Source organism: Aliidiomarina indica (genome assembly GCF_015354615.1).
GTDB lineage: Bacteria > Pseudomonadota > Gammaproteobacteria > Enterobacterales > Alteromonadaceae > Aliidiomarina > Aliidiomarina indica.
The window spans coordinates 189,749-211,468 of record NZ_JACAVQ010000005.1; the positions used below are offsets into that span (position 1 = coordinate 189,749).

Annotated in this window: 22 protein-coding genes; 11 read left to right on the forward strand and 11 right to left on the reverse strand. The window is 49.0% G+C overall.

Annotation, left to right across the window (positions count from 1 at the left end):
• Positions 1-74: 74 nt before the first annotated feature.
• The 8 genes from HXZ99_RS09215 to rppH all read right to left on the reverse strand — a co-directional run bounded on the left by HXZ99_RS09215 (position 75) and on the right by rppH (position 8,048).
• On the reverse strand, positions 75-1,007 hold the full coding sequence (locus HXZ99_RS09215) for an electron transfer flavoprotein subunit alpha/FixB family protein (RefSeq protein ID WP_194757000.1): 933 nt from the start codon (positions 1,005-1,007) through the stop codon (positions 75-77).
• Positions 1,004-1,753, reverse strand: coding sequence for an electron transfer flavoprotein subunit beta/FixA family protein (locus HXZ99_RS09220; RefSeq protein WP_194757001.1), 750 nt, complete (start codon positions 1,751-1,753; stop codon positions 1,004-1,006). Before HXZ99_RS09220 ends, HXZ99_RS09215 begins: the two co-directional genes overlap by 4 nt.
• Before the next feature lie 204 nt (positions 1,754-1,957).
• Positions 1,958-2,746 (reverse strand): tRNA cyclic N6-threonylcarbamoyladenosine(37) synthase TcdA, encoded by a 789-nt coding sequence (tcdA, locus tag HXZ99_RS09225; RefSeq protein ID WP_194757002.1) that lies wholly within the window; start codon positions 2,744-2,746, stop codon positions 1,958-1,960.
• A gap of 26 nt (positions 2,747-2,772) precedes the next feature.
• Positions 2,773-3,606, reverse strand: coding sequence for a thymidylate synthase (locus HXZ99_RS09230; protein ID WP_194757003.1), 834 nt, complete (start codon positions 3,604-3,606; stop codon positions 2,773-2,775).
• 2 nt (positions 3,607-3,608) lie between these two features.
• Positions 3,609-4,442, reverse strand: a complete 834-nt coding sequence (gene lgt, locus HXZ99_RS09235) for a prolipoprotein diacylglyceryl transferase (protein ID WP_194757004.1) — start codon at positions 4,440-4,442, stop codon at positions 3,609-3,611.
• A 20-nt stretch (positions 4,443-4,462) separates the two neighbouring features.
• The gene (locus tag HXZ99_RS09240) at positions 4,463-5,254 is read right to left on the reverse strand and encodes a sulfite exporter TauE/SafE family protein (protein ID WP_194757005.1); all 792 of its coding nucleotides are present in this window, start codon (positions 5,252-5,254) and stop codon (positions 4,463-4,465) included.
• Position 5,255: 1 nt separating this feature from the next.
• Positions 5,256-7,529: a phosphoenolpyruvate--protein phosphotransferase gene (ptsP, locus tag HXZ99_RS09245; RefSeq protein ID WP_194757006.1), complete on the reverse strand. Its 2,274-nt coding sequence runs from the start codon at positions 7,527-7,529 to the stop codon at positions 5,256-5,258.
• A 3-nt stretch (positions 7,530-7,532) separates the two neighbouring features.
• Positions 7,533-8,048: an RNA pyrophosphohydrolase gene (rppH, locus tag HXZ99_RS09250; protein WP_143235622.1), complete on the reverse strand. Its 516-nt coding sequence runs from the start codon at positions 8,046-8,048 to the stop codon at positions 7,533-7,535.
• 170 nt (positions 8,049-8,218) lie between these two features.
• Between rppH and mutH the strand changes: the two genes are divergently transcribed.
• Positions 8,219-8,905, forward strand: a complete 687-nt coding sequence (gene mutH, locus HXZ99_RS09255) for a DNA mismatch repair endonuclease MutH (RefSeq protein WP_228517878.1) — start codon at positions 8,219-8,221, stop codon at positions 8,903-8,905.
• Positions 8,906-8,953: 48 nt separating this feature from the next.
• The gene (locus tag HXZ99_RS09260) at positions 8,954-9,670 is read left to right on the forward strand and encodes a DUF2982 domain-containing protein (protein ID WP_194757008.1); all 717 of its coding nucleotides are present in this window, start codon (positions 8,954-8,956) and stop codon (positions 9,668-9,670) included.
• Here HXZ99_RS09260 and HXZ99_RS09265 read toward each other — a convergent pair.
• On the reverse strand, positions 9,648-10,331 hold the full coding sequence (locus tag HXZ99_RS09265; RefSeq protein ID WP_231699857.1) for an EAL domain-containing protein: 684 nt from the start codon (positions 10,329-10,331) through the stop codon (positions 9,648-9,650). The two genes, HXZ99_RS09260 and HXZ99_RS09265, sit on opposite strands and share 23 nt — an antisense overlap.
• Before the next feature lie 246 nt (positions 10,332-10,577).
• Between HXZ99_RS09265 and HXZ99_RS09270 the strand changes: the two genes are divergently transcribed.
• The 6 genes from HXZ99_RS09270 (at position 10,578) to HXZ99_RS09295 (ending at position 16,575) form a co-directional block, all read left to right on the forward strand.
• The gene (locus tag HXZ99_RS09270) at positions 10,578-11,033 is read left to right on the forward strand and encodes an ATP-dependent zinc protease family protein (RefSeq protein WP_194757010.1); all 456 of its coding nucleotides are present in this window, start codon (positions 10,578-10,580) and stop codon (positions 11,031-11,033) included.
• Positions 11,030-11,935, forward strand: coding sequence for a 30S ribosomal protein S6--L-glutamate ligase (gene rimK / locus HXZ99_RS09275; RefSeq protein ID WP_194757011.1), 906 nt, complete (start codon positions 11,030-11,032; stop codon positions 11,933-11,935). The genes HXZ99_RS09270 and rimK overlap by 4 nt, the downstream gene beginning before the upstream one ends.
• Before the next feature lie 10 nt (positions 11,936-11,945).
• On the forward strand, positions 11,946-12,977 hold the full coding sequence (locus HXZ99_RS09280; protein WP_194757012.1) for a succinylglutamate desuccinylase/aspartoacylase family protein: 1,032 nt from the start codon (positions 11,946-11,948) through the stop codon (positions 12,975-12,977).
• 15 nt (positions 12,978-12,992) lie between these two features.
• Complete coding sequence (locus HXZ99_RS09285; RefSeq protein ID WP_194757013.1) at positions 12,993-14,024, forward strand: class I SAM-dependent methyltransferase; 1,032 nt, start codon at positions 12,993-12,995, stop codon at positions 14,022-14,024.
• Positions 14,025-15,707 carry a sensor histidine kinase gene (locus HXZ99_RS12375; RefSeq protein ID WP_194757014.1) on the forward strand — a complete coding sequence of 561 codons (1,683 nt, stop codon included), beginning with the start codon at positions 14,025-14,027 and terminating at the stop codon, positions 15,705-15,707.
• A gap of 124 nt (positions 15,708-15,831) precedes the next feature.
• Positions 15,832-16,575, forward strand: coding sequence for a response regulator (locus HXZ99_RS09295; protein WP_194757015.1), 744 nt, complete (start codon positions 15,832-15,834; stop codon positions 16,573-16,575).
• A 50-nt stretch (positions 16,576-16,625) separates the two neighbouring features.
• Here HXZ99_RS09295 and HXZ99_RS09300 read toward each other — a convergent pair whose 3' ends face one another.
• Positions 16,626-16,979 carry an Hpt domain-containing protein gene (locus tag HXZ99_RS09300; protein WP_194757016.1) on the reverse strand — a complete coding sequence of 118 codons (354 nt, stop codon included), beginning with the start codon at positions 16,977-16,979 and terminating at the stop codon, positions 16,626-16,628.
• A 187-nt stretch (positions 16,980-17,166) separates the two neighbouring features.
• On the opposite strand from HXZ99_RS09300, the gene folE2 reads away from it, so the two are divergent.
• The 3 genes from folE2 to ahcY are packed head-to-tail and all read left to right on the forward strand — an operon-like array spanning position 17,167 to position 20,597.
• Complete coding sequence (gene folE2 / locus HXZ99_RS09305; protein WP_194757017.1) at positions 17,167-18,090, forward strand: GTP cyclohydrolase FolE2; 924 nt, start codon at positions 17,167-17,169, stop codon at positions 18,088-18,090.
• Positions 18,091-18,145: 55 nt separating this feature from the next.
• Positions 18,146-19,180, forward strand: a complete 1,035-nt coding sequence (locus HXZ99_RS09310; protein WP_194757018.1) for an adenosine kinase — start codon at positions 18,146-18,148, stop codon at positions 19,178-19,180.
• 19 nt (positions 19,181-19,199) lie between these two features.
• On the forward strand, positions 19,200-20,597 hold the full coding sequence (ahcY, locus tag HXZ99_RS09315) for an adenosylhomocysteinase (protein WP_194757019.1): 1,398 nt from the start codon (positions 19,200-19,202) through the stop codon (positions 20,595-20,597).
• 110 nt (positions 20,598-20,707) lie between these two features.
• Here ahcY and HXZ99_RS09320 read toward each other — a convergent pair whose 3' ends face one another.
• On the reverse strand, positions 20,708-21,583 hold the full coding sequence (locus HXZ99_RS09320) for a hypothetical protein (RefSeq protein WP_194757020.1): 876 nt from the start codon (positions 21,581-21,583) through the stop codon (positions 20,708-20,710).
• Between the last annotated feature and the right edge of the window lie 137 nt (positions 21,584-21,720).

Sequence of the window (21,720 nt, forward strand, 5' to 3'; positions counted from 1 at the left end):
CCCATTAAACCAACTTTTTTGTAATACTTTATTAACAAGCAGGTTAGCAGAGGACCGACCTGCTTGTCACGCAGTTAAGATAAAGCGCTTTCCAACTCAGGTAATGCGTCGAATAAATCCGCCACTAAACCATAGTCTGCGACCTGAAAAATAGGCGCTTCTTCATCTTTATTGATTGCGACAATCACCTTCGAATCTTTCATTCCAGCAAGGTGTTGAATCGCCCCACTAATGCCCACTGCGATATATAATTCCGGTGCAACAATCTTACCCGTTTGACCCACTTGCATGTCGTTAGGCACAAACCCAGCGTCGACCGCAGCACGTGATGCGCCTATAGCAGCACCTAGCTTATCGGCTACTTTTTCGAGCAACGCAAAGTTTTCGCCGTTTTGCATGCCACGTCCACCGGAAATAACCACCCGTGCAGCCGTCAGATCAGGACGCTCAGATGAAGCGACTTGCTCGGCAAGATATCGCACTTTATCAGACTCAAACACCGAATCTAAGGATTCAACCGACGCACTACCGCCGTCTGCAGCCACGGCATCAAAAGCAGTCGCTCGCACCGTAATCACCTTGATTGATTCGTCGCACTTTACCGTGGCAATCGCGTTACCAGCGTAAATGGGGCGACGGAAGGTATCGGCAGATTCAACAGCAATAATGTCAGACACTTGCGCCACATCTAACTTCACCGCAACGCGCGGCATAAAATTCTTGCCTGTCGTTGTCGCGGGGGCCACAACGTGGCTGTAATCTTTCGCTAAGCTCAATACCAAGGCGCTGATATTTTCTGCTAATTGATGCCCATAGGCTGCATTGTCTGCGCAAAATACTTTAGCCACACCCGCGGCCTTTGCCACTTCATCGGCGACTGCTGCACATCCTTCACCCGCAACCAACACATGAATGTCATCACCCATGGCTTGGGCGGCCGTTAATGTCTTTAACGTGGCCGGGTTGAGTTGCTTATTATCGTGTTCGGCAATAACTAAGATGCTCATAATACTTTCGCCTCGTTTTTCAGCTTGTCTACCAGTTCCGCAATATCGGCCACTTTCACGCCTGCGCTACGTTCGGCCGGCGATTCTACTTTCAATACCGAAATTTTCGAGCCGAGATCAACACCTAAGCTATCTGGCGTTTTCACATCCAATGGCTTGCGCTTAGCTTTCATAATATTTGGCAATGACGCATAACGTGGCTCGTTCAAGCGTAAGTCCGTGGTCACAATAGCAGGCAGAGTGAGCTCAACCGTTTGCAAGCCACCGTCGACTTCGCGCGTTACATTCACTTTGTCGCCGTCCACTTTTACTTCCGAAGCAAATGTACCCTGCGGCATATCGGTTAACGCTGCCAGCATTTGACCCGTTTGATTGTTGTCAGAGTCGATAGCTTGCTTGCCTAAAATCACAAGTTGCGGTTGCTCTTCGTCGACTACTTTGTGCAGCAATTTAGCGACTGCTAAAGAATCGGGCATGGCATCTGTTTCGATATGAATACCGCGGTCAGCACCTAAGGCTAGCGCAGTACGAATTTGCTCTTGGCATGCCTTGGGTCCAATTGACACCACGACAACTTCTTCTGCCGTGCCTTTTTCCTTCAATCGAACCGCTTCTTCCACTGCGATTTCGCAAAATGGGTTAAGCGCCATTTTTACATTACTGAGGTCCACATCGGACTGATCGGCTTTCACCCGTACTTTGACGTTGTAGTCAATGACGCGCTTTACCGCGACCAAGATTTTCATAACTTCTTCCTTCTCGTCATTCCTACGTCGATTCCGACATAAGCGTGCATTATGTAAAAGCGGCCTGCTTGAAACAAGTGATCAGGCGAGAATATAAACAAAAATGCTACACAGGAGTGTCAACTCAAGCTGGCACCCTGTTTTAAATATGCTGGTGCATTTCAGGTGGCGTATTATGGCAGTTTCCGCGCCATTCCTAAACGCCTAAGACGATGGCGTTTGTGTCGGCAAGGTTCGTTCGAGTAATTTTGCCGCGGCAAACAGCCCAAAACTGGCCGTTACCATCATGGATGCGCCAAAGCCGGTAGCACAATCTAAACGCAACGCTTGCCCGCCTGGTTTGGCATAAGACACATGACCATCGGGCCGGGGGTAGCGCAATTGTTCCGTTGAAAACACACAATCGATGCCAAACTTACGTTTTGGATTCTTGGAGAAACCATGATCCCGACGCAGCTGGTTACGAACTTTTGCCATCAGCGGATCTTGCGTTACTTTGGCAATATCCGCAATGGCCAAGGCCGATGGGTCAATTTGTCCGCCCGCTCCGCCCGTGGTAACAACTTTAATTTTATGCCGTTTACACCACACCAATAGCGCAATTTTGGGGCGTAGGCTATCGATTGCATCCAAGATACCATCGGGTCGCTCGGAAAAAATCTCGTCGAGGTTTTTCGGTGTTACAAAACTATCCACCACCCGCACCTCGATCTCCGGATTAATGTCTCGAAGGCGCTCGGCAATAACGTGGGTTTTCTGTTTCCCCACGGTACTTGTGAGTGCATGAGACTGGCGATTGGTATTACTGAGGCACACGTCGTCTAAATCGACCAAGGTAATTTTTCCAACCCCTGTTCGAGCTAACGCTTCCGCTGCCCACGAGCCTACGCCGCCAAGCCCCACCACCGCCAAATGGAGGTTGCGGATACACTCGGCTTGAGCGTTTCCATATAAGCGTTCGATACCACTAAAACGACGCTGCCATTCATTCATTAATCTAGCTACCTTTCTTCACTGCATTAAATCGCGACAGGCGCTTTAATATGAGGATGGGCCTCATAGCCAACCAATTCAAAATCGTCATAAGTGAACGCAAAAATATCGTTTACGTTCGGATTCAGTTTCATGGTGGGCAGCGGTAACGGGTCTCGACTCAATTGCAATTGAGCTTGCTCTATATGGTTCGAGTACAAATGGGCATCACCAAGAGTGTGAATAAACTCGCCTAATTGCAAATCACACACTTGCGCAATCATCATGGTAAAGAGCGCGTAGCTTGCAATATTAAACGGCACCCCTAAAAAGATATCTGCGCTGCGCTGATAAAGCTGACAGGATAATTTGCCATCGGCCACGTAAAACTGAAACAAGGTATGACAGGGCGGCAGCGCTTGTTTACCCGCAGCCGCATTTTCTTTGGGCGACATCGACGTATCCGGTAATAAAGCTGGGTTCCATGCACTAATCAGTAAACGCCGTGAGTCAGGGTTGTTCTTAATCTGTTCGATAAGATCTGAGATTTGATCGAGCGAACCTCCGTCAGGCGTCGGCCAATTGCGCCACATAGCGCCGTAAACAGGGCCTAAATCACCTTCGTCGGTAGCCCAGCCATCCCAAATGCTCACCCCATTGTCTTTAAGGTAACGGATGTTAGTGTCGCCTTTTAAAAACCATAACAGCTCATGAATAATGGACCGCAAATGACACTTTTTGGTGGTCACTAGGGGAAAACCTTCGGCCAAATCAAAACGCATTTGATACCCGAAAACACTTCGGGTGCCGGTGCCGGTACGATCTTCTTTGACGCTTCCGTTTTCCAACACATGGCGCATTAAATCAAGATACTGTCGCATAATCAGCCCTTTTTCTTTTTGGTTTTTTGCCTTGCTACTGGCACCTTGCTCTCGAATCGACCTTGGTATGCCAACACCATTAATGTGACACCCGCGATCACCATAGGAATCGACAGCCATTGTCCCATCGTGAAGAGTCCTAAAGTGCCAAGGTGTGCATCAGGTTCACGGAATAGCTCTGTGACCAAACGCGCACAGCCGTAGCCTACTAAGAACAATCCGCCAACGGCTCCCACCGGGCGCGGTTTACGTGAGAACGCCCAGAGAATAACAAATAATACCAAACCTTCCGCAAATGCTTGATAAAGTTGCGATGGATGACGAGGAAAAGGCCCTCCTGTTGGGAACACCATCGCCCAAGGAACGTCACTGACGCGGCCCCATAATTCGCCATTAATGAAGTTTCCAATTCGCCCTGCGCCTAACCCTACCGGAACCAAAGGTGCAACGAAGTCGCCGACACTTAAAAATGAGCGGTTGGTTTTCCACGCGAAAATAAAAATTGCAGTGATAGCGCCGATCAAGCCACCGTGGAATGACATCCCACCCTCACTGAAGCGGAATAAATAGAGCGGATCTTGCACTAAGGTTGGGAACTGATAAAACAACGCGTAACCCAGTCGACCGCCAATAATTAACGCAATAAAGCCCCAAAACAACATGTCTTGCCATGCTTGCCGGCTCCAATTGGGGTCGCGATCCGCTTGTCTATTGCCCCACCACAGCGCAAACCCAGCACCGACGAGATACATCAGTCCGTACCAATGCAACTGCAATGGCCCGATTGCTATCGCCACAGGATCCCATCCCGGAAATTGGAGGTGTTCTGAATTCATGAAGCGTCCTTTGATCTCGATTAGGTCAAAAATAAATGTACGGCGATGGATATTAACAGAATGGCGAACGCCCGTTGCAAATAACGCACCGGCAACCGGTGCGCAATGGAGGCACCAACTCGCGCAAATATCGCCGATGTGGCCACGATCGCTAACCACGCAGGCACATAAACATAGCCAATGAGGCCGGTAATACGCGTCCCTTCTAAGGGCGGCGCAGCAAACATATAAGTCGCGGTGCCCACAGCAGAGAGCACGACGCTCGTTACCGCTGCCACCGCAACCGCGTTACGCATGGCCACCTGGTAAAAGTGCAGCAAGGGCACCACTAAGGCTCCGCCACCAATACCCACCAACGCTGAAATTACACCAATCACGCTGCCCCAAGCTCGCACGATCCAAAATGTCGGCTCCCCCGCGGGCTTGCTAGGAGCATGTTTCCAGACCATGCGTACGGCCAACAAGATGAGAATCACGGCAAAAATACGCTGTAGAATTTCAGGGGCGAGTCGCGTTCCCGCGTAGGCTCCGAAAAAACCGCCGAGCAACAGGGTGGGTAATAATAGCTTCACCCAAGACCATTGCACATAACCCCGTTTGGCATGACCACGCGCGCTTGAGAGTGTGGTTACCATAATGGTGGCTAAGCTCGTACCAATCGCGGTCGGTACGACAATACTGGCGGGCAACCCCAAACTTGGCAGCAAGTAAATAAGAAGCGGCACGATAAGAACGCCACCACCAATGCCCAACATGCCTGATAAAAGCCCCGCAAACACACCTGCGAGTAAGCAAATGAGCAAGCTAATCATGCTATTTCCCTGCGCGTACGAAGCCGCCTAAACCAAGCGCTTCTAGCTTCATCGTCACTAATCGACGTACTTGATCCGGGTGCGAGCAAGAAAGCGCTTGCGTCAGTAACACCTGCAACACTTTGCTATCTACGTGGCGGAGAATCCATCGAATCTTATCTAGGTTGTGGGTACTCATCGACAAAGTGCGGTAGCCCATGGCCACCAATAACAGTGCACCTCCGGGATCGCCAGCCATTTCGCCACACACACTCACCGGTTTTTGTAACTCGGCACAACGGGTTGCGACATGTTGCAATGCATGCAGCAGCGCGGGGTTATAGGTGTCGTAAAGCCCGGCCACCCGTGAATTGTTACGATCAACCGCCAGTAAGTATTGGGTTAAATCATTGGTGCCGACAGAAAAGAAATCTACTTTGCGGCCCACGGCTTCCAATTGATAAAGCAACGCGGGCACTTCAACCATGACGCCTACTTTTGGTCGCTGAATTTTTTGCTCGCGATCTTCTTGGGCAAGCTCATTGCGCACTTCAAAATAAGCCTGGTTTATCAGGCGTGACGCTTCATCCACTTCATCGAGCGTGGTCACCATGGGCAACAAAATTTGCAGGTTATCCAAGCCAATGTTCGCCCGTAACATCGCTCGCACTTGCACAAGAAAGATCTCCGGATGATCGAGCGTCATGCGAATGCCGCGCCAACCCAAAAATGGATTCTCTTCTTTTATCGGAAAGTAAGACAACGGCTTATCACCGCCGATATCAAGGGTTCGCATCACTACAGGGACATGCCGATGGGTTTGCAACGTTTGTCGATACAATTCGTGCTGTTCTTGTTCGGTCGGGAAACGCTCGCGCATCATAAAGGGAATTTCGGTGCGATACAGACCAATGCCCTCGTAATGGCCCCAGCGCTCATGACCATGGTCGACATTAAGGCCAGCATTCACTTGCAGGCTAACTTGCATGCCATCTTCTGTTTCCGCAGGTTGGTCGCGATCTTCCGCAACTTTCTCTGCCAGTTCAAGCTCCTCTCGGCGCAGAACTTCGTATTCTTCCAACAACTGCGTCGGTGGATTAATAAACACATCACCACTGTACCCATCAACGATGAGGTGTTTTTCCGACAAATAAGTGAGCGGCACGTCGGTTAGGCCAAATACCGCCGGAATGCCCATGCTGCGCGCCATAATAGCGGCATGGGAGTTGGCAGAGCCATGTAACGAAATCAACCCTTGTAAGTTATCTCGCGGAATCGCCGCCAGCATACTCGCCGTCACTTCCTCCGCCACTAAAATACAGGCATTGGGGAAGCTTTGTGCTTGGCCATTTCGCTCTTGAAGATGGGATAAAATACGTTGGCCTAGATCGCGCACGTCCACGGCGCGCTCTTGCAAATAGGAGTCATCAAGATCCTCGAACTGCGCGACAAAATCTTCAACCACCATTTTCACAGCAGTTTGCGCCATCCAACCATCTTTAATTTTTTTCTCGACCGCGTCGCCTAAACTTGCCGCGTCTAGCATGCCCTGATACACATCAAATATGGCGAGGGTATCTTCCGCCACATAAGCGGCTACTTGTTTTGCTAAATCGCGCAATTCCATGCGGGTCTGTAACACCGCTTTGCGGAACTTATGAATCTCACGCCACGGATACTCCGTCCGGCGCGGAACCACAGAGCTTAATTTCGCCGCAGGTCTTCCAATAAAGGCTTCGCCAATTGCGACTCCGGGTGCGCCTGCCAAACCTGACAAATTGCGCAGCCATGGCGAGTAGTGACCACTGACTAACCCTTTCGCCTCAGCGTGGGCAATAACCGCCGCTAACTGGGCAGCGAGGGTAACAACAAAAGCTTCTTCTTCGCCGGAAAATGCGCGCGCTTGTTTTTGCTGAACGGCCAGCACACCCAATACTTTTCGTTGATGAATAATAGGTGCGACCAACATGGCGCTGTAAGCTTCTTCACCCACAGATTCCACGAGTTTAAAGTTGGGGTGCTCAGCAGCATTGGCAATATTGAGAGGTTCTTCACGCTGAGCGGCGAGGCTGATTAAACCCTCACCGAACTCAAGGCTTACTCGTTGATTAGGTTCAAGCCGCAAGCCTTCGGTGGCCATCAACACAAATTCACGCGCGTCGTGATCCGCCAGATAAACACTGCACACATCGCTGCCTAATGCAGCACGCACACGTTGGACAATAGCTTCCAAGGCCGTATCGAGATCCGGCGCTTGATTCACCACTTCCACTATGCGCTGCAGCGTCGTCAGCATAAATTATCGCTTTCGTTTATGACGTTTGGAACGAGCTTTATGCCGGAATGGCATTGCGATAGGAGCAAACTCCTTCATCACCCGACGATAGACGTCGCGTTTAAATGAAACGACTTGTCGCACGGGGTACCAATAACTTACCCAGCGCCAGCCATCAAATTCCGGGTGCCCTGATTGCAGCACGTCCACTTCCGATTCGGCACAGGTCAGTTTTAGCAAAAACCATTTTTGCTTCTGACCGATACACACAGGCCGGGCGCCTTTTCTCACCAGCCGCTTGGGTAATCGATAGCGATACCACGTGCGGCTCGTGTACACGATTTCTACCTGCTCTGGGCGTAGGCCAACTTCCTCATAAAGCTCTCGAAACATGGCCTGCTCCGGTGTTTCACCGTCATCAATGCCACCTTGTGGAAATTGCCAACTTTGTTGCCCAAATCGCCGTGCCCAAAATACTTGCCCATGCTCGTTACATATCACTATGCCGACATTCGAACGATATCCCTCGGCATCTATCACGCGAGCATCCTCTTTAATTTCTTTATGTCCTGATTCTTCCACAAAGGGCCGCTCTCGGCAAATATCTTCACACGCTGATAACATCTTTTCGGTTTTGTTGCGCCCACACGCAAGACTTCATACCATGCACAGATGACAGAACCATGTATGCAGGAAAAATTGGCGTGCGTCTGAAAAGTTCTCAGCAAACACCAAACAGCGTCGAGGAGTTGATGGCACGTGCCCATCAGCTAACCGGCTTTACCTTAGGCGAACTCGCTCAGGCCTTAGGTTGGCCTGTTCCTGATGATTTGCGCAGCGCAAAAGGATGGACCGGGCAATTAATTGAAGCATGCCTTGGCGCAAGCGCAGGTTCCAAACCAGAACAAGATTTTCCAGAACTTGGCGTAGAACTAAAAACCATTCCGATCACCGCCGAAGGTAAGCCGCTAGAGACTACATACGTGTGCATTGCACCACTTACGGGTCTCAATGGGGTTACGTGGGAAACATCGAACGTACGTAATAAATTGCAGCGGGTGTTGTGGATGACGGTGGATGGTCGTCGAGAGCAACCGCTCAGCGAACGCTTAGTTGGGGTTCCTATTTTATGGACACCAACGCCTGAACAAGAATCGATATTAAGAGCAGACTGGGAAGAAATTACCGAAGCAATTGTACTGGGACGGGTTGATCAAATTACTGGCCGCCACGGCATTGCACTGCAATTACGCCCCAAGGCTGCCAACAGCCGAGTAGAAACATTAGGAATTGGACCCGATGGCGCGCCCATCCGTACCCTACCCCGGGGCTACTATTTAAAAACCAGCTTTACCCAAGCTGTATTACAAGAAGCGGTTGGCGCTAAGATTGAGTAAACTGAGGCGCTCGCGCGCAAATGCATCACAAAAGGTACATACATCACCATGAACGAACCTAAAAAAATGCCATTACCCGAGCAAATTGTGCAGCCGCAGGCGAAGCGCAACGGCTTGGTGCTTACTATTTTAGGGGGTTCTCTATTTATCCTCACCTTGAGCTTAAACGCGATATTTAGCGAATTTCCTATGGCATTTCTATTAGCGGGAACCGGTTTCGCGTTAGTCACCCTAGCGCTGGGTATCGGCAAATTAATCGAGCCACCCGCATCCTTGCTGATGAACCCACGACATATTGTTTATCATCATCGTAAGGGGCAATTGCAGCTGAGCTGGGATAACATTTTGCGCTTTGATGTGCCGAGAATTCAGCGCGGCCTGAATAGCGTTGAAATTCCAGTGATTGGCTTCAAGGTACATAATTATGATGACGTGCTTGCACACATCGATAAACGCATGGCGGTGCATATCTTGTTGGAGCAACGCCAATTAATGGTGGTGGCGCTGCGCTCCCAGTTCCCCGATTTGGAAGACTACACCAGCTATTTCGATGTGCCTTCGCGCTTTAAAACGGAATCGGGAACTATATATGATGGGGTGTTGGCGTCTTTCGCTCAGCGCATGCAACACATGCGCGAGTTGTTGGGATACGATTTGTTTATCTCGGAAAATGCGCTCGACCGGCCATCTCACGAGTTTATTGCGCTACTGCATGAACTGCAGCGCACGCGCCAAAGTTATCTTACTGATCAGCATACGGATTAATGAGGTGCTCAATCGCCGGCTTAGCGAAATGGTAGCCTTGCATCAGCTCAATACCTTGGTCGAACAGATAGCTATATTCGTCTTGGGTTTCCACCCCTTCTGCAATGATGGAAATCTCAAGTTCACAGGCTACTGCCAAAATCCCTTTTAGAATAATTTGCGATACGCGGCGTTCATGAATGTTACGAATCAACGCCATATCCAGTTTGATGATGTCTGGTTGGAAATCCGCTAGCAAATTAAGCCCAGCGTACCCTTCGCCAAAATCGTCAATTGCCGTTAACATGCCGTGGCGTTTATAGGTATCAAAGACTTCCACCAACAGTGCGTAATTTTCTATCTTCTCGTGTTCGGTGACTTCGAAAATAATATTTTTGTGTGCAAAGTTCAGCTTTTTCGCCGTGCGTAGGGTACGCTCTAAACAGGTTTCAGGCTCATAAATGGCATTTGGCAAAAAATTAATGCTCAGTTTTTCCTGCAGACCCAAGCGATTGGCGGTTTCAATCGCCGTGACTCGACACGTCTGGTCGAAACTATAAATGTTGTCAGAATTTACCCGCGCCAGCACTTCTCCGGCGCCTTCGCCTGCACTACCGCGTACTAACGCTTCATAGGCATAAACTTCGCGTGTCTGCACTTGAACGATGGGTTGAAACGCCATTTTAATATCGAACCCAGTCGACCGGTAGCAATTGCACTGGTTGCAGACAGACATATGTTTCACTCCGTAGTTTTTTGCGCTAAATTTGCGATATACGTGTTAGTTATTCCATTCATTCACGTCATCTGTTTTTACACATTATAAACACATTCACGTGTACATTGCCCGACTGCATGTCGAAATGAATTACAACTTACGGAAACGTCAGAATGATTTTTCCGGATCATAATTAAGGAGCGTTTTCGCGTGAGCGAGACTAAACACCCCGAGCAAATTACCGGTTGGCGCGAGTGGCTAGCTCTCCCCGAGTTGGGTATTTCAGCAATTAAAGCTAAAGTTGATACAGGCGCTAGAACATCATGTTTGCACGCTTTTCAGCTCGAACCTTTCACACGAGACGGAGAGGAATGGTTAAAAATATGGGTGCACCCTATTCAAGACGACCTCACCGAGCATGTGTGTGAAGCGAAGATTTTAGAGCAGCGCCAAGTCACTGATTCGGGTGGCCACAAAGAAATGCGTTACGTTATCAAAACACCTATCCAGATTGGTTTTGGCCCTAATGCGCAAACATTTTCCGCTGAACTGACGCTAACAAACCGTGATACAATGAAATTTCGTATGCTTTTAGGGCGGCGGGCGCTGAACGGTCGCTATTTAGTGAATCCTGAAGCTTCATACCTACAAGGAAAACCAGCATGAGAATCGGTATTCTCTCGCGCAACAAGAATCTCTACTCGACACGTCGCTTGATTGAGGCAGGTGAAGCTCGTGGCCACGAAATGCACGTGCTCGACCCTTTGCGTTGCTACATGAACATCAATGCAAAGGAGCCTGAGATCCACATGCGCGGTAAAGAGCTGCCCCTGTTTGATGCGGTTATTCCTCGAATCGGCGCTTCCATTACCTTTTACGGTACCGCGGTATTGCGCCAGTTCGAAATGATGGGAACCTACCCTCTCAACGAATCTGTTGCCATTAGCCGCAGCCGCGATAAGTTGCGCTCATTACAGCTTCTGTCACGCAAAGGTATTGGCCTACCGGTCACCGGTTTTGCCAGTAAGCCTTCCGATATTCCTGATCTCATCGATATGGTCGGCGGCGCGCCCTTGGTGATCAAGCTCCTCGAAGGAACCCAAGGTATTGGTGTGGTTTTGGCTGAAACGCGAAAGGCGGCAGAAAGCGTCATTGAAGCCTTTATGGGGCTGAATGCGCATTTTATGGTGCAAGAATATATTAAAGAAGCCGGTGGTGCCGATCTTCGTTGCTTCGTTATCGGTGACAAAGTGATCGCTGCAATGAAACGTCAGGCCAAGCCCGGTGAGTTTCGCTCTAATTTACACCGGGGCGGCAGCGCTACCTTGGTTAAATTAAGTCCGGCGGAACGAGCGACAGCGGTGAAAGCGGCAAAAACGATGGGGCTGAATGTAGCGGGTGTCGATATTTTACGCTCTAATCATGGCCCCCTTGTGATGGAGGTAAATTCGTCTCCTGGCCTTGAAGGTATTGAAACCGCAACCGATAAAGATGTCGCCACGCAGATTATTTCGTTTATCGAAAAAACCGCAAAGCAACATAAAACTCGGACCAAAGGACGAGGCTGACCGACACACCATGGCACGAAAACGCGCGCAAGCTTTTGAACTGGGAGAACATCGAGTCGCCCCAGGGACTCAAGAACGCGTGCTGCTCCCTGCAGCACGTTTGTATAGTGACACACCCTTAGATTTACACGTTGAAGTACTGCATGGTACGAAGCCTGGCCCGGTCCTGTTGGTCTGTGCCGCCATTCATGGCGACGAACTCAATGGCGTTGAAATTTGCCGACGCTTGATTCAGGTTGTGGATCCTAAGAAGCTAACTGGCACCTTGTTATTAGTGCCCGTGGTGAATATGTTCGGGTTTATCCAGCAAACCCGCTACTTGCCAGACCGCCGTGATTTAAACCGCTGTTTTCCAGGCTCTGAGCGTGGCGCCTTAGGAAGCCGTTTGGCGTTTCTATTTCGCACCCAATTGGTCGAACGCGCCACGCATATCATTGATTTGCATACTGGGGCGATTCATCGCAGCAACTTGCCACAAATTCGAGTGAACTTGGATAACGCCGAGGCCACTAGCATGGCCGAAGCCTTTAACTCACCCGTCATTATGAATGCCAAAGATCGCGATGGCTCTTTACGCTCACAAGCCGCTGAGCTGGGTATTCCTTTAATCCTCTATGAGGCAGGGGAAGCCTTGCGTTTCGATTATTCAGCCATCAAGGCAGGTGTGAACGGCGTTACCAACGTCATGAAAATGCTGAAAATGATGAAAGGCCGACGCACCCGCAAAAAAGTAACCCCAGTGTTTTCACAGCGTTCCGTCTGGGTTCGGGCTGAAGCCGATGGATTGGTTTTACACAAAATTGAGTTGGGTGCGACGGTAACGCGCGGTCAACTGCTCGCTCATGTTGCACCGCCTCATGGTGGTGAGCAAACCGGCATTTATGCCACTGTCAGTGGTATTATTATCGGTGTCAGCAACATTCCTGTCAGTCACGAAGGCGAAGCCTTGTTTCATATCGCTTGCTTTGATCCTGAAGAAATCCCCTACGCCACCGAAATGGTAGATACCTTTGTTGAAGCTTACACTGATCGACCTAGCTAAGGCCCCTTGCTTACTATGAAAAGAACCGAATACGCCAACATGATCGACGCCGCCGCTCAGCTCGTTCTGCGCCAAGACGACATCATTGTCGGTAATAAGTTATTGGTGGTGAACCCAGCAGCCGATACGATGGAAGCACTCCAACAGGCATGGCCCGAGCGCACATTGGTCAGTTGGAGTTTACACGCGCGTAGTAACAGTGCGCAGCAGCCCGCAGACTATTTTGCCGCCCACATTCATGAGCCTTTAGCGATTGATGGCATTATCCTGTTTTTGCCCAAAGAGAAGCAGTTAGTGGCCATGCTCATGGCGAATCTAGCCGCTATGGTTCCCGCAGGCACGCCATTGTGGCTTTCCGGCCATAAAGACACGGGGATTAAATCACAGCTAAAAATTAATCATCCGGGATGGGCGTCATTTACCAAGTTGGCCAGCGGTAATCATTGTCAGCTGATACAAACGCAATTGCTGGAAACTCAAGATTTTCAACCGGAAGACTGGTATCACATCTACCGCGTACCCTCGCCCGGTGGCGCATTACAAATTAGCACCATGCCTGGGGTATTTAGTGCCGAGCACTTAGATGCGGGAACTGAGTTGTTGCTTGAAAATATGCCCTCTTACGTGGGTGGACGTATTCTTGATTTCGGATGCGGCGCCGGTGTAATTAGTGCCTGGCTTGCAAAAAACACGAAGGTCACAGAGCTTTATGCTCTTGATGCGAGCCCGCTCGCGTTAACCGCCACGGCCCGTACTTTGGCCGATTTTAGCGTCCCCCATGAATGCATTGGTTCAGACGGCTTAGCGCAAAGTCCGCGCAGTTTAGATTGGATTATCACCAATCCTCCATTTCATACAGGCAAACAAATTGATTACCAAATCACCCGCGACTTTATCAAAAAAAGTCGCCAATGCTTGCGTAAAAATGGCGCACTGCTACTAGTCGCTAATCGTTTCTTACCGTATCGTGATGTTTTAGAAACCGCCTTTCACAAGGTGGATACCATTGCTGAAAATTCTCGCTTTATTGTGTGGAGAGCTATGTAAGTGTCGTCGCAACAATCATCACCGTTCGAGGGGAGCAAAACAGGATATCGCTGGTCTTTGGCTCAGCGCCTGAACGTGATCGTATCGGGGATTGTTGCACTCGCATTGCTTATTTTTATCGGCATGACCACGCTTTGGATATCCGACTCCGAGCGCACTCAGCTTGCCAACAACACCACGGCGGCATCCATGCGTCTTGCCCAACAAGTGGCGCAGTCGGATTTAAGCTTCGAGCAGTTCCAGCGTTTAACCCAGGATGTTGCGGCACAAGAGTTTATTCAACACGCCCATATCTATGCGTATATTCCGGCTGAAGATCGCTTTGTTTATCGCGCAAGCTATCACCACCCTAGCGCAAGTCCGCTGCCGTCTCAGGAAGATTATCTCATCGATGAGCCAGTGCGCTCCTTTGGTCGCGATTACTTTGAAGTGACGACGCCTGTTGTTGGCAACCGGGAATTACTTGGCGTAGTGCTCATGCGTGCCTCGTTATCCCATATTCAATTTCAGTTTCAACGACACCTGTGGCTTTCTTTAGGTGTCTTTCTCGTGGTGATGGTGAGTGTGTCTTTGGGTCTTCGCTTTTTTATTCGCGGTATGGAATCGAACATTCATAAATTTACGCGTGCTGTGGCTAGCGCCAGCCAGAATAACGACGAATCGCTTCAAAACGTATACTACCTACCCACTGAGTTTTCCGAGCTGCGCTATCAGATTCGCCGCCTGTTGGAAAAGTATCGGCATGAGCAACGTTATTCAGAACATGCCAGTAATCAGTCGCGAACCATGCGCGAGCGTATGGAGCAGGAAATAGGTGAACGCACACAGGCGTTATTAGACGTAAATCGTAAGCTCACCAAAGCCCTCGAAGAATTGCACCAATATCAGCGCAAGCGCCTTACTGAAGATAAGCTGGCGTCGTTAGGCGAGTTGGTCGCCGGCATTGCCCATGAATTAAATACTCCGTTGGGAACGGCGATTACCGCCACAAGCTTGCTTCGTGAACAACGAGATGGACTTGCTGAGCAGGTTGAGCAACAAAACCTGACCACAGAAGAGATGCGCCAGTTTTTGACACGCACAGAAGAAAGCATTGACGTTGCCAATCGCAACTTGGCCCGTTGCGCAGATTTGGTGCAGCATTTCCAACAGCTGGCCATGTTTAATCGCAACGATACCCCAAGAGAAGTCGACCTTGCAGTCTGTGCCCAGCGCACAATTGAACGGGTACAAGAGGCATTAACGATTCCCGATCATGTCACCATCGATCTGGACTGCCGCCCAAGTCAGCAAGCCATTGTACGACCTCTGGTGCTTGAACAAATTCTATTAGAGCTGATTGAAAACAGTATTCGCCACGCCACGATCATTGATGATGACGGACAAGAGCTGCCGTTACATATCGGTATTCAATTGGCGCTCGATCCCAACTATTTAACAGTGCGCGTTTCTGATAACGGCAAAGGCATTGACCCTGAGCTTTCGGCTCGGGTATTCGATCCTTTCGTTACATCGGCACGGTCAAAGGGCGATAAAGGGTTGGGCTTATTTCAGATCTTTAATTGGGTGACCCATTTACTTCATGGTGAAGTTGAATGTGATACCCAGCTCTGGTTCGCAGACACTGAAGAATCTCACGGAACCACGATCACCCTCTTTATTCCGTTGGAACCAACGCCTTAAATTACGGTCTGATCACACTATCATGGTAAAATAAACAGGCGCTTGACTTGCTTTATTCGCGCATAAAATCATATTCTTATATAATCAATACGATGCTAGCGCCACGCGGAGAGAATATAACAGCATGGAACCAACAAATAACGTCAGACTTTTAATCGTCGAAGACGAAGTGGTGACGCGCCAAACTCTAACCCGGTTGTTTCAAAAAGAGGGTTACGAGGTCTTTGATGCCGCAGATGGTCGTCAGATGGAACACATCATGGCGCAACAACCCATCGACATTATTATTATGGACGTCAATCTTCCCGGACAAAGCGGCTTAGAGTTAGCCGAATCACTCCGTGAGCAAGATAACATCGGTTTAGTATTTCTAACGGGCCGTGACAGCGATGAAGATCGCTTATTGGCTCTAGAACTCGGTGCTGACGACTACTTAATTAAGCCCTATAACCCGCGCGAATTAACCGTTCGCGTACGTAATTTGGCCCGTCGCATAGAGCAAATCCGGCAGCCAAGTGCCGATCACGTGGAAGGCAGTCGCCAATTTCACTTTAATGGTTGGGTACTCGATTGCGACAGTCGTTGTTTGTACTCGCCCGACAAAAAAGTGTTCCGCTTGCCAAAAAGTGAATACCGCGCGTTGGAGTTATTTTTAACCCAACCCGGAAAAATTCACGATCGCGACACCTTGGTCAGAAAAATGTTGGACCGGGAACTACGCCCGAATGACAGAACGGTCGATGTAGCCATTCGCCGTATCCGTCGGCATTTTGAAGCCCATCCGGATACACCGAATCTAATTACCACGATTCACGGTGAGGGTTATCGATTTGTCGGTGATGTCACAACCAAGATCGCCGACGAATAATCGCGCTTATTCCCTTAATAGATACACAAACGGGCCTTTAAGGCCCGTTTTTATGTCTGCTGATCTAACCAAGCGCGAGCGGCTTTTACATCCGCCTGAAGCATGTTTTCCCATGCATCGATGCGCGTTTGCAGCTGTTCTAATGACCATTGCCCCTTCTCGATCACCTCCATCGATTGCCCCAATCGAATAAAACCGAGAGACCGACAACTGCCCTTCATTTTATGCGCACATTGCCGAATCGCGGTTTCATTTTCGGTTGCAACCACACTTTTCAGCTCATTTAAGTACTCCGGACACATCTTTTCGAAGGTACTAAAACTAGCCGAAATGCCTTCTACACCAAGGATCTCAACATACTGCTGAAGTAATTCTGTATCGAGCTGAGCATCTTTACTGTGCATAAATCCAAATCCCTCATGACTTGCGTATAGAGCACTGTACTATACGCCGAATTGACCTAATTTTCCGCTCCGGAGCATAAGCTGCACTGAAGAGGGTGAAGCATACCCTATTTTTGAGGTATAATTAGCGGTCATATTTTCGACAAATGCGCGCCAACTTGCGCCAACGTGGACGGAGAAGTATTGCATGCCGACTTCTATGCCGGATATCGCAAATCAAGCCCTAGCCCAAACCGAGGGAAAACTCGACTGGGTGGGAATGAGTAACATTGAAATGCCTGTAATGGTCGCAAGCGAAGCTGGTTTACCTCAGCAAGTAGGCGCCCGTATTGAGGCATTTGTAAGTTTGGACGATCCGAAAGCCAAAGGCATTCATATGTCTCGGCTCTATCTTGCTGTCGATGAACTTGCCAACGACGATGTGCTGAGTGCCAGCAGTGTGCGGCGCTTACTCGATCGCTTTATCGAAACCCATGATGACCTGAGCTCTAAAGCACAAGTCACCTTTAGTTTTGAGTATTTGCTTCGCCGTAAGTCGCTCATTAGTGGCAAACAAGGCTGGAAAGGATATCCGGTGACTGTAAGCGCCACCTTAAATGACGGCCACTATGATGTAGAGTTAAGCGTGAACGCGGCCTATTCTTCTACTTGTCCTTGTTCTGCAGCTCTTGCCCGTCAGTTAATCCAAGAGGCCTTTAAAAAACGCTTTAAAGAGCAAGACGTCAGTGCAGCAGAAGTGGCTGCGTGGTTGGGCACAACGGAAGGGATTGTGGCCACGCCGCATAGTCAACGCTCGGTTGCTGAGGTAAAAGTAAAACTAAGTAAAGATGTAGATATTTTACCCATAGTCGCCCTGATTGATCGCATCGAAGACACGCTTAAAACCCCGGTTCAGGCCGCCGTAAAGCGCGAAGATGAGCAAGAGTTTGCGCGCTTAAATGGGCAAAATCTGATGTTTTGCGAAGATGCCGCCCGTCGCCTGCAACATGAGTTAAATAAGGTGCCTACGGTGCTCGATTTCCGAGTTCGCGTGAACCACTATGAATCGTTGCATGCACACGACGCCGTGAGTGTAACAACAAAAGGAATTTCGGGCGGTTATCGTCCGTAAATTGCTGTATACTGTCGGGCTCGAAATTCAACCGAAGTAACGTGAAGCAAACGTAATGAAATCTTACGACGTCGTTGGCGTGGGTAACGCCTTGGTAGACCAAGAATTTAAAGTCACTGACGAATTTTTGGCAGCTCACCAAATTGAAAAAAGCATCATGACACTGCTGGACGAAGCTCAGCAGCAACTTTTGCTAAAAGAACTGCATAAGCAGTTCAAATTAGAGAAGCGCGCAGGCGGTGGTTCTGCAGCGAATAGTCTCGTTGCCTTCAGTCAATTTGGCGGCAACGCGTTCTATTGTTGCAAAGTCGCCAACGACGACGATGGCAATTTCTATCAAGAGGATCTTGAGCGCGCTGGGGTAAAAACCCATCTGGTGAAGCAAGACAACGACGGTCACACCGGTAAATGTGTAGTGATGGTTACTCCAGACGCTGAGCGAACCATGTGCACGTTTCTCGGCATCACTATCGATTTTTCTACCGATGAATTAGAAGACGCCGTTGTTGCCGACTCCCACTATTTGTATGTGGAAGGGTATCTGGCCACCTCGGAAATTGCCCGCAGCGCAGTCAAAAAAGCGCGCGCCATTGCAGAAAAGAACGGCACTAAAATCGCCCTTACCTTCTCCGATTCATCCATGGTGAAATACTTCAAAGAAGGTCTCGATGAGTTTTTGCAAGCGGGCGTGGAAATCCTGTTTTGTAATCAGGAAGAAGCCGAACTATATACTGGTATTGAAGGCCTAGAGCCGGCCATGGATAAGTTACTCGACTATGCCAAGCAAGTGGTGATCACCCGCGGTAAACACGGGGCACTGATTGGCACTCGTGAACGTCGCATTCAAGTACCGGGTTTTAAAGTAGAAGCCATTGATACCAACGGGGCTGGAGATATGTTTGCCGGTGCCTACTTGTACGGTATCACCCAAGGATTAACGCCCGCTCAGGCCGGCACCCTTGCCAGCCGCGCAGCGGCTGAAGTGGTCAGCCACTATGGACCGCGCCTGACCACCGAACGCCAACAAGAACTGCTTGCGGAATTGAATTTAGCCGACGAGGTTAAATTAGCCCAAGCTGAAGCGAACTAATACTACGAGAGAGATTATTATGTCTGCACATCCAGCGGTTGCGACCGCAACAACACAAGATTACAAAGTCGCGGATATCAGTTTGGCCGATTATGGTCGAAAAGAGATTAATATTGCCGAATCTGAAATGCCGGCACTGATGACCATCCGTGAAAAATATAAAGCCAGCCAGCCACTTAAAGGCGCGCGCATTATTGGCTGCATTCACATGACCATTCAAACCGCAGTATTAATCGAAACACTGATTGATCTGGGCGCTGAAGTTCGCTGGTCCTCGTGCAATATTTTCTCCACTCAAGACCACGCTGCTGCAGCCATTGCCGCCGCCGGTATTCCGGTATTCGCATGGAAAGGCGAAACTGAAGAAGAATATGAATGGTGCCTCGAGCAAACCTGTTTAAAAGACGGCAAGCCGTGGGATGCCAATATGATTTTGGACGACGGTGGCGACGTGACTTTGTTGATTCACGACAAATATCCGCAAATGCTGGATAAGGTGCACGGCATTACCGAAGAAACCACCACAGGCGTACACCGTTTATTGGAAATGTTGAAAAAAGGCACCCTGAAAGTACCTGCCATCAACGTGAACGACTCAGTAACCAAATCCAAGAACGACAACAAATACGGTTGTCGCCACTCGTTAAACGATGCCATTAAACGTGCCACCGACCACCTGCTGTCTGGTAAAAAAGCCCTTGTGGTTGGCTATGGTGACGTGGGTAAAGGCTCGGCTGCCTCATTGCGTCAGGAAGGCATGATTGTCAAAGTCACTGAGATTGATCCGATTTGTGCCATGCAAGCATGCATGGACGGCTATGAAGTAGTGTCTCCTTACATCGACGGCATCAACAGTGCTGACGGTTCGACCATCAACCATGAGCTGCTCGGCAATACCGACTTAATCGTCACCACTACTGGGAACGTAAATGTCTGTGACCGCTACATGCTTGCTGCCCTAAAAAAAGGCGCTGTGGTGTGTAACATCGGCCATTTCGACAACGAGATCGATACCGCTTATATGCGCAAAAACTGGCGCTGGGAGCAGGTGAAGCCTCAGGTACACACGGTGTTCCGCTCTGATGCAGACGATGACTTCCTGATCCTGTTATCAGAAGGCCGCTTAGTGAACCTCGGCAACGCCACTGGTCACCCAAGCCGCATTATGGATGGCTCGTTCGCCAACCAAGTACTCGCGCAAATTCATCTGTTTGAGAAGAAATTTGCAGATATGTCAGCCGAGGACAAGAAAGCCAACCTTACCGTCGAAGTTCTGCCCAAGCAGCTCGACGAAGAAGTGGCCCGCTATATGGTGCAAGGTTTTGGTGGCGTGATTACCAAGATGACTGAAACCCAAGCAGAGTATATTGGCGTAACCGTCGAAGGCCCATTTAAGCCGGACGCCTACCGCTACTAAAACCCGTGCTCGCGCAATTAAACAAAAGGCCTGCCCTGTTATTCAGGGCAGGCCTTTTTAACTGATCCTTTTCTTGACCAGTACATCTTCTACCGGAATGTTATATCACTTTAATTACAATAATACGTTATGACACAACTCTCAGCAGTATCGCACGTCATCTGGCTCCAGCACTGGATATGATAAAAATTATAATATTCTTGCAAGAAATCCCTGAGAGAACGAGCCTCGTCATAACTATCTGTATAAAAAACAGCGCCACTGTTGCTGAAGTACCCATCGATTGTCTCACATGTTGGTCCATTAATCTTACAAATGAACTGGTCCCCATGGTGAGTTACAATAGTAAATTTACTACCAGTTAAAGCGTCACTCATAAATTGCTCATTTGAAAGCGCGCTATCTAGGGCGCGGCTAGTCAATTCAGAGCCAAGTGTTGCCCAAACACTGTCTAAAAATTTCTTAACAAAACCAACCCTAGAATTCATAACCGTCGAATCGCTCGATAGCTCAGATTCACTCATCATAGCCGATTCATTATTTAGCTCTTCTGGATTACTTGGATCCGATTGTATCTCCGTACATTGAAAATCATCACAACAGATCTCCATTGTAGGATCACAATCATCTGGGACGTATTCGTACAAACCTCCGTTTATTACCGCAGTTCTGAATCCCTCGATGTACATATCTAGGAATGCTTCCGTTGAGAGGTCACAATAACCTTTCTCTGTGCAATTCCCCTGAAATATGAAATCAATGTGAACTATGTCGCCAGTCGCTTTCTCCGAAATACGCTCCAACTTTATTGACTGTTCCCCAATCACCGATGAGTCAAAGAACAGTGTTTCTCTTTCATAAGTGTATGTGGTTTGGCAAAAAGCATTAGAGTGAGATGAAAAACTCAGACATTGGTTAGCTTCAACTTTCCCCGAAAGGCTAATATACAACGCTATCAGTAAAACGAGCTTCAGTGCGTTTTTCATTAAAAAGTTCCTTTTATTAATATTTGTTAACCAATTGTTGCTTTATCCCCCCCTCTGGCAGGATAGTTGTCACCCTTTAAGATTTAACCAGTTGGGGCGTTAAGGCTTTATAGTACCACGCTATTCGGAAGAACGTC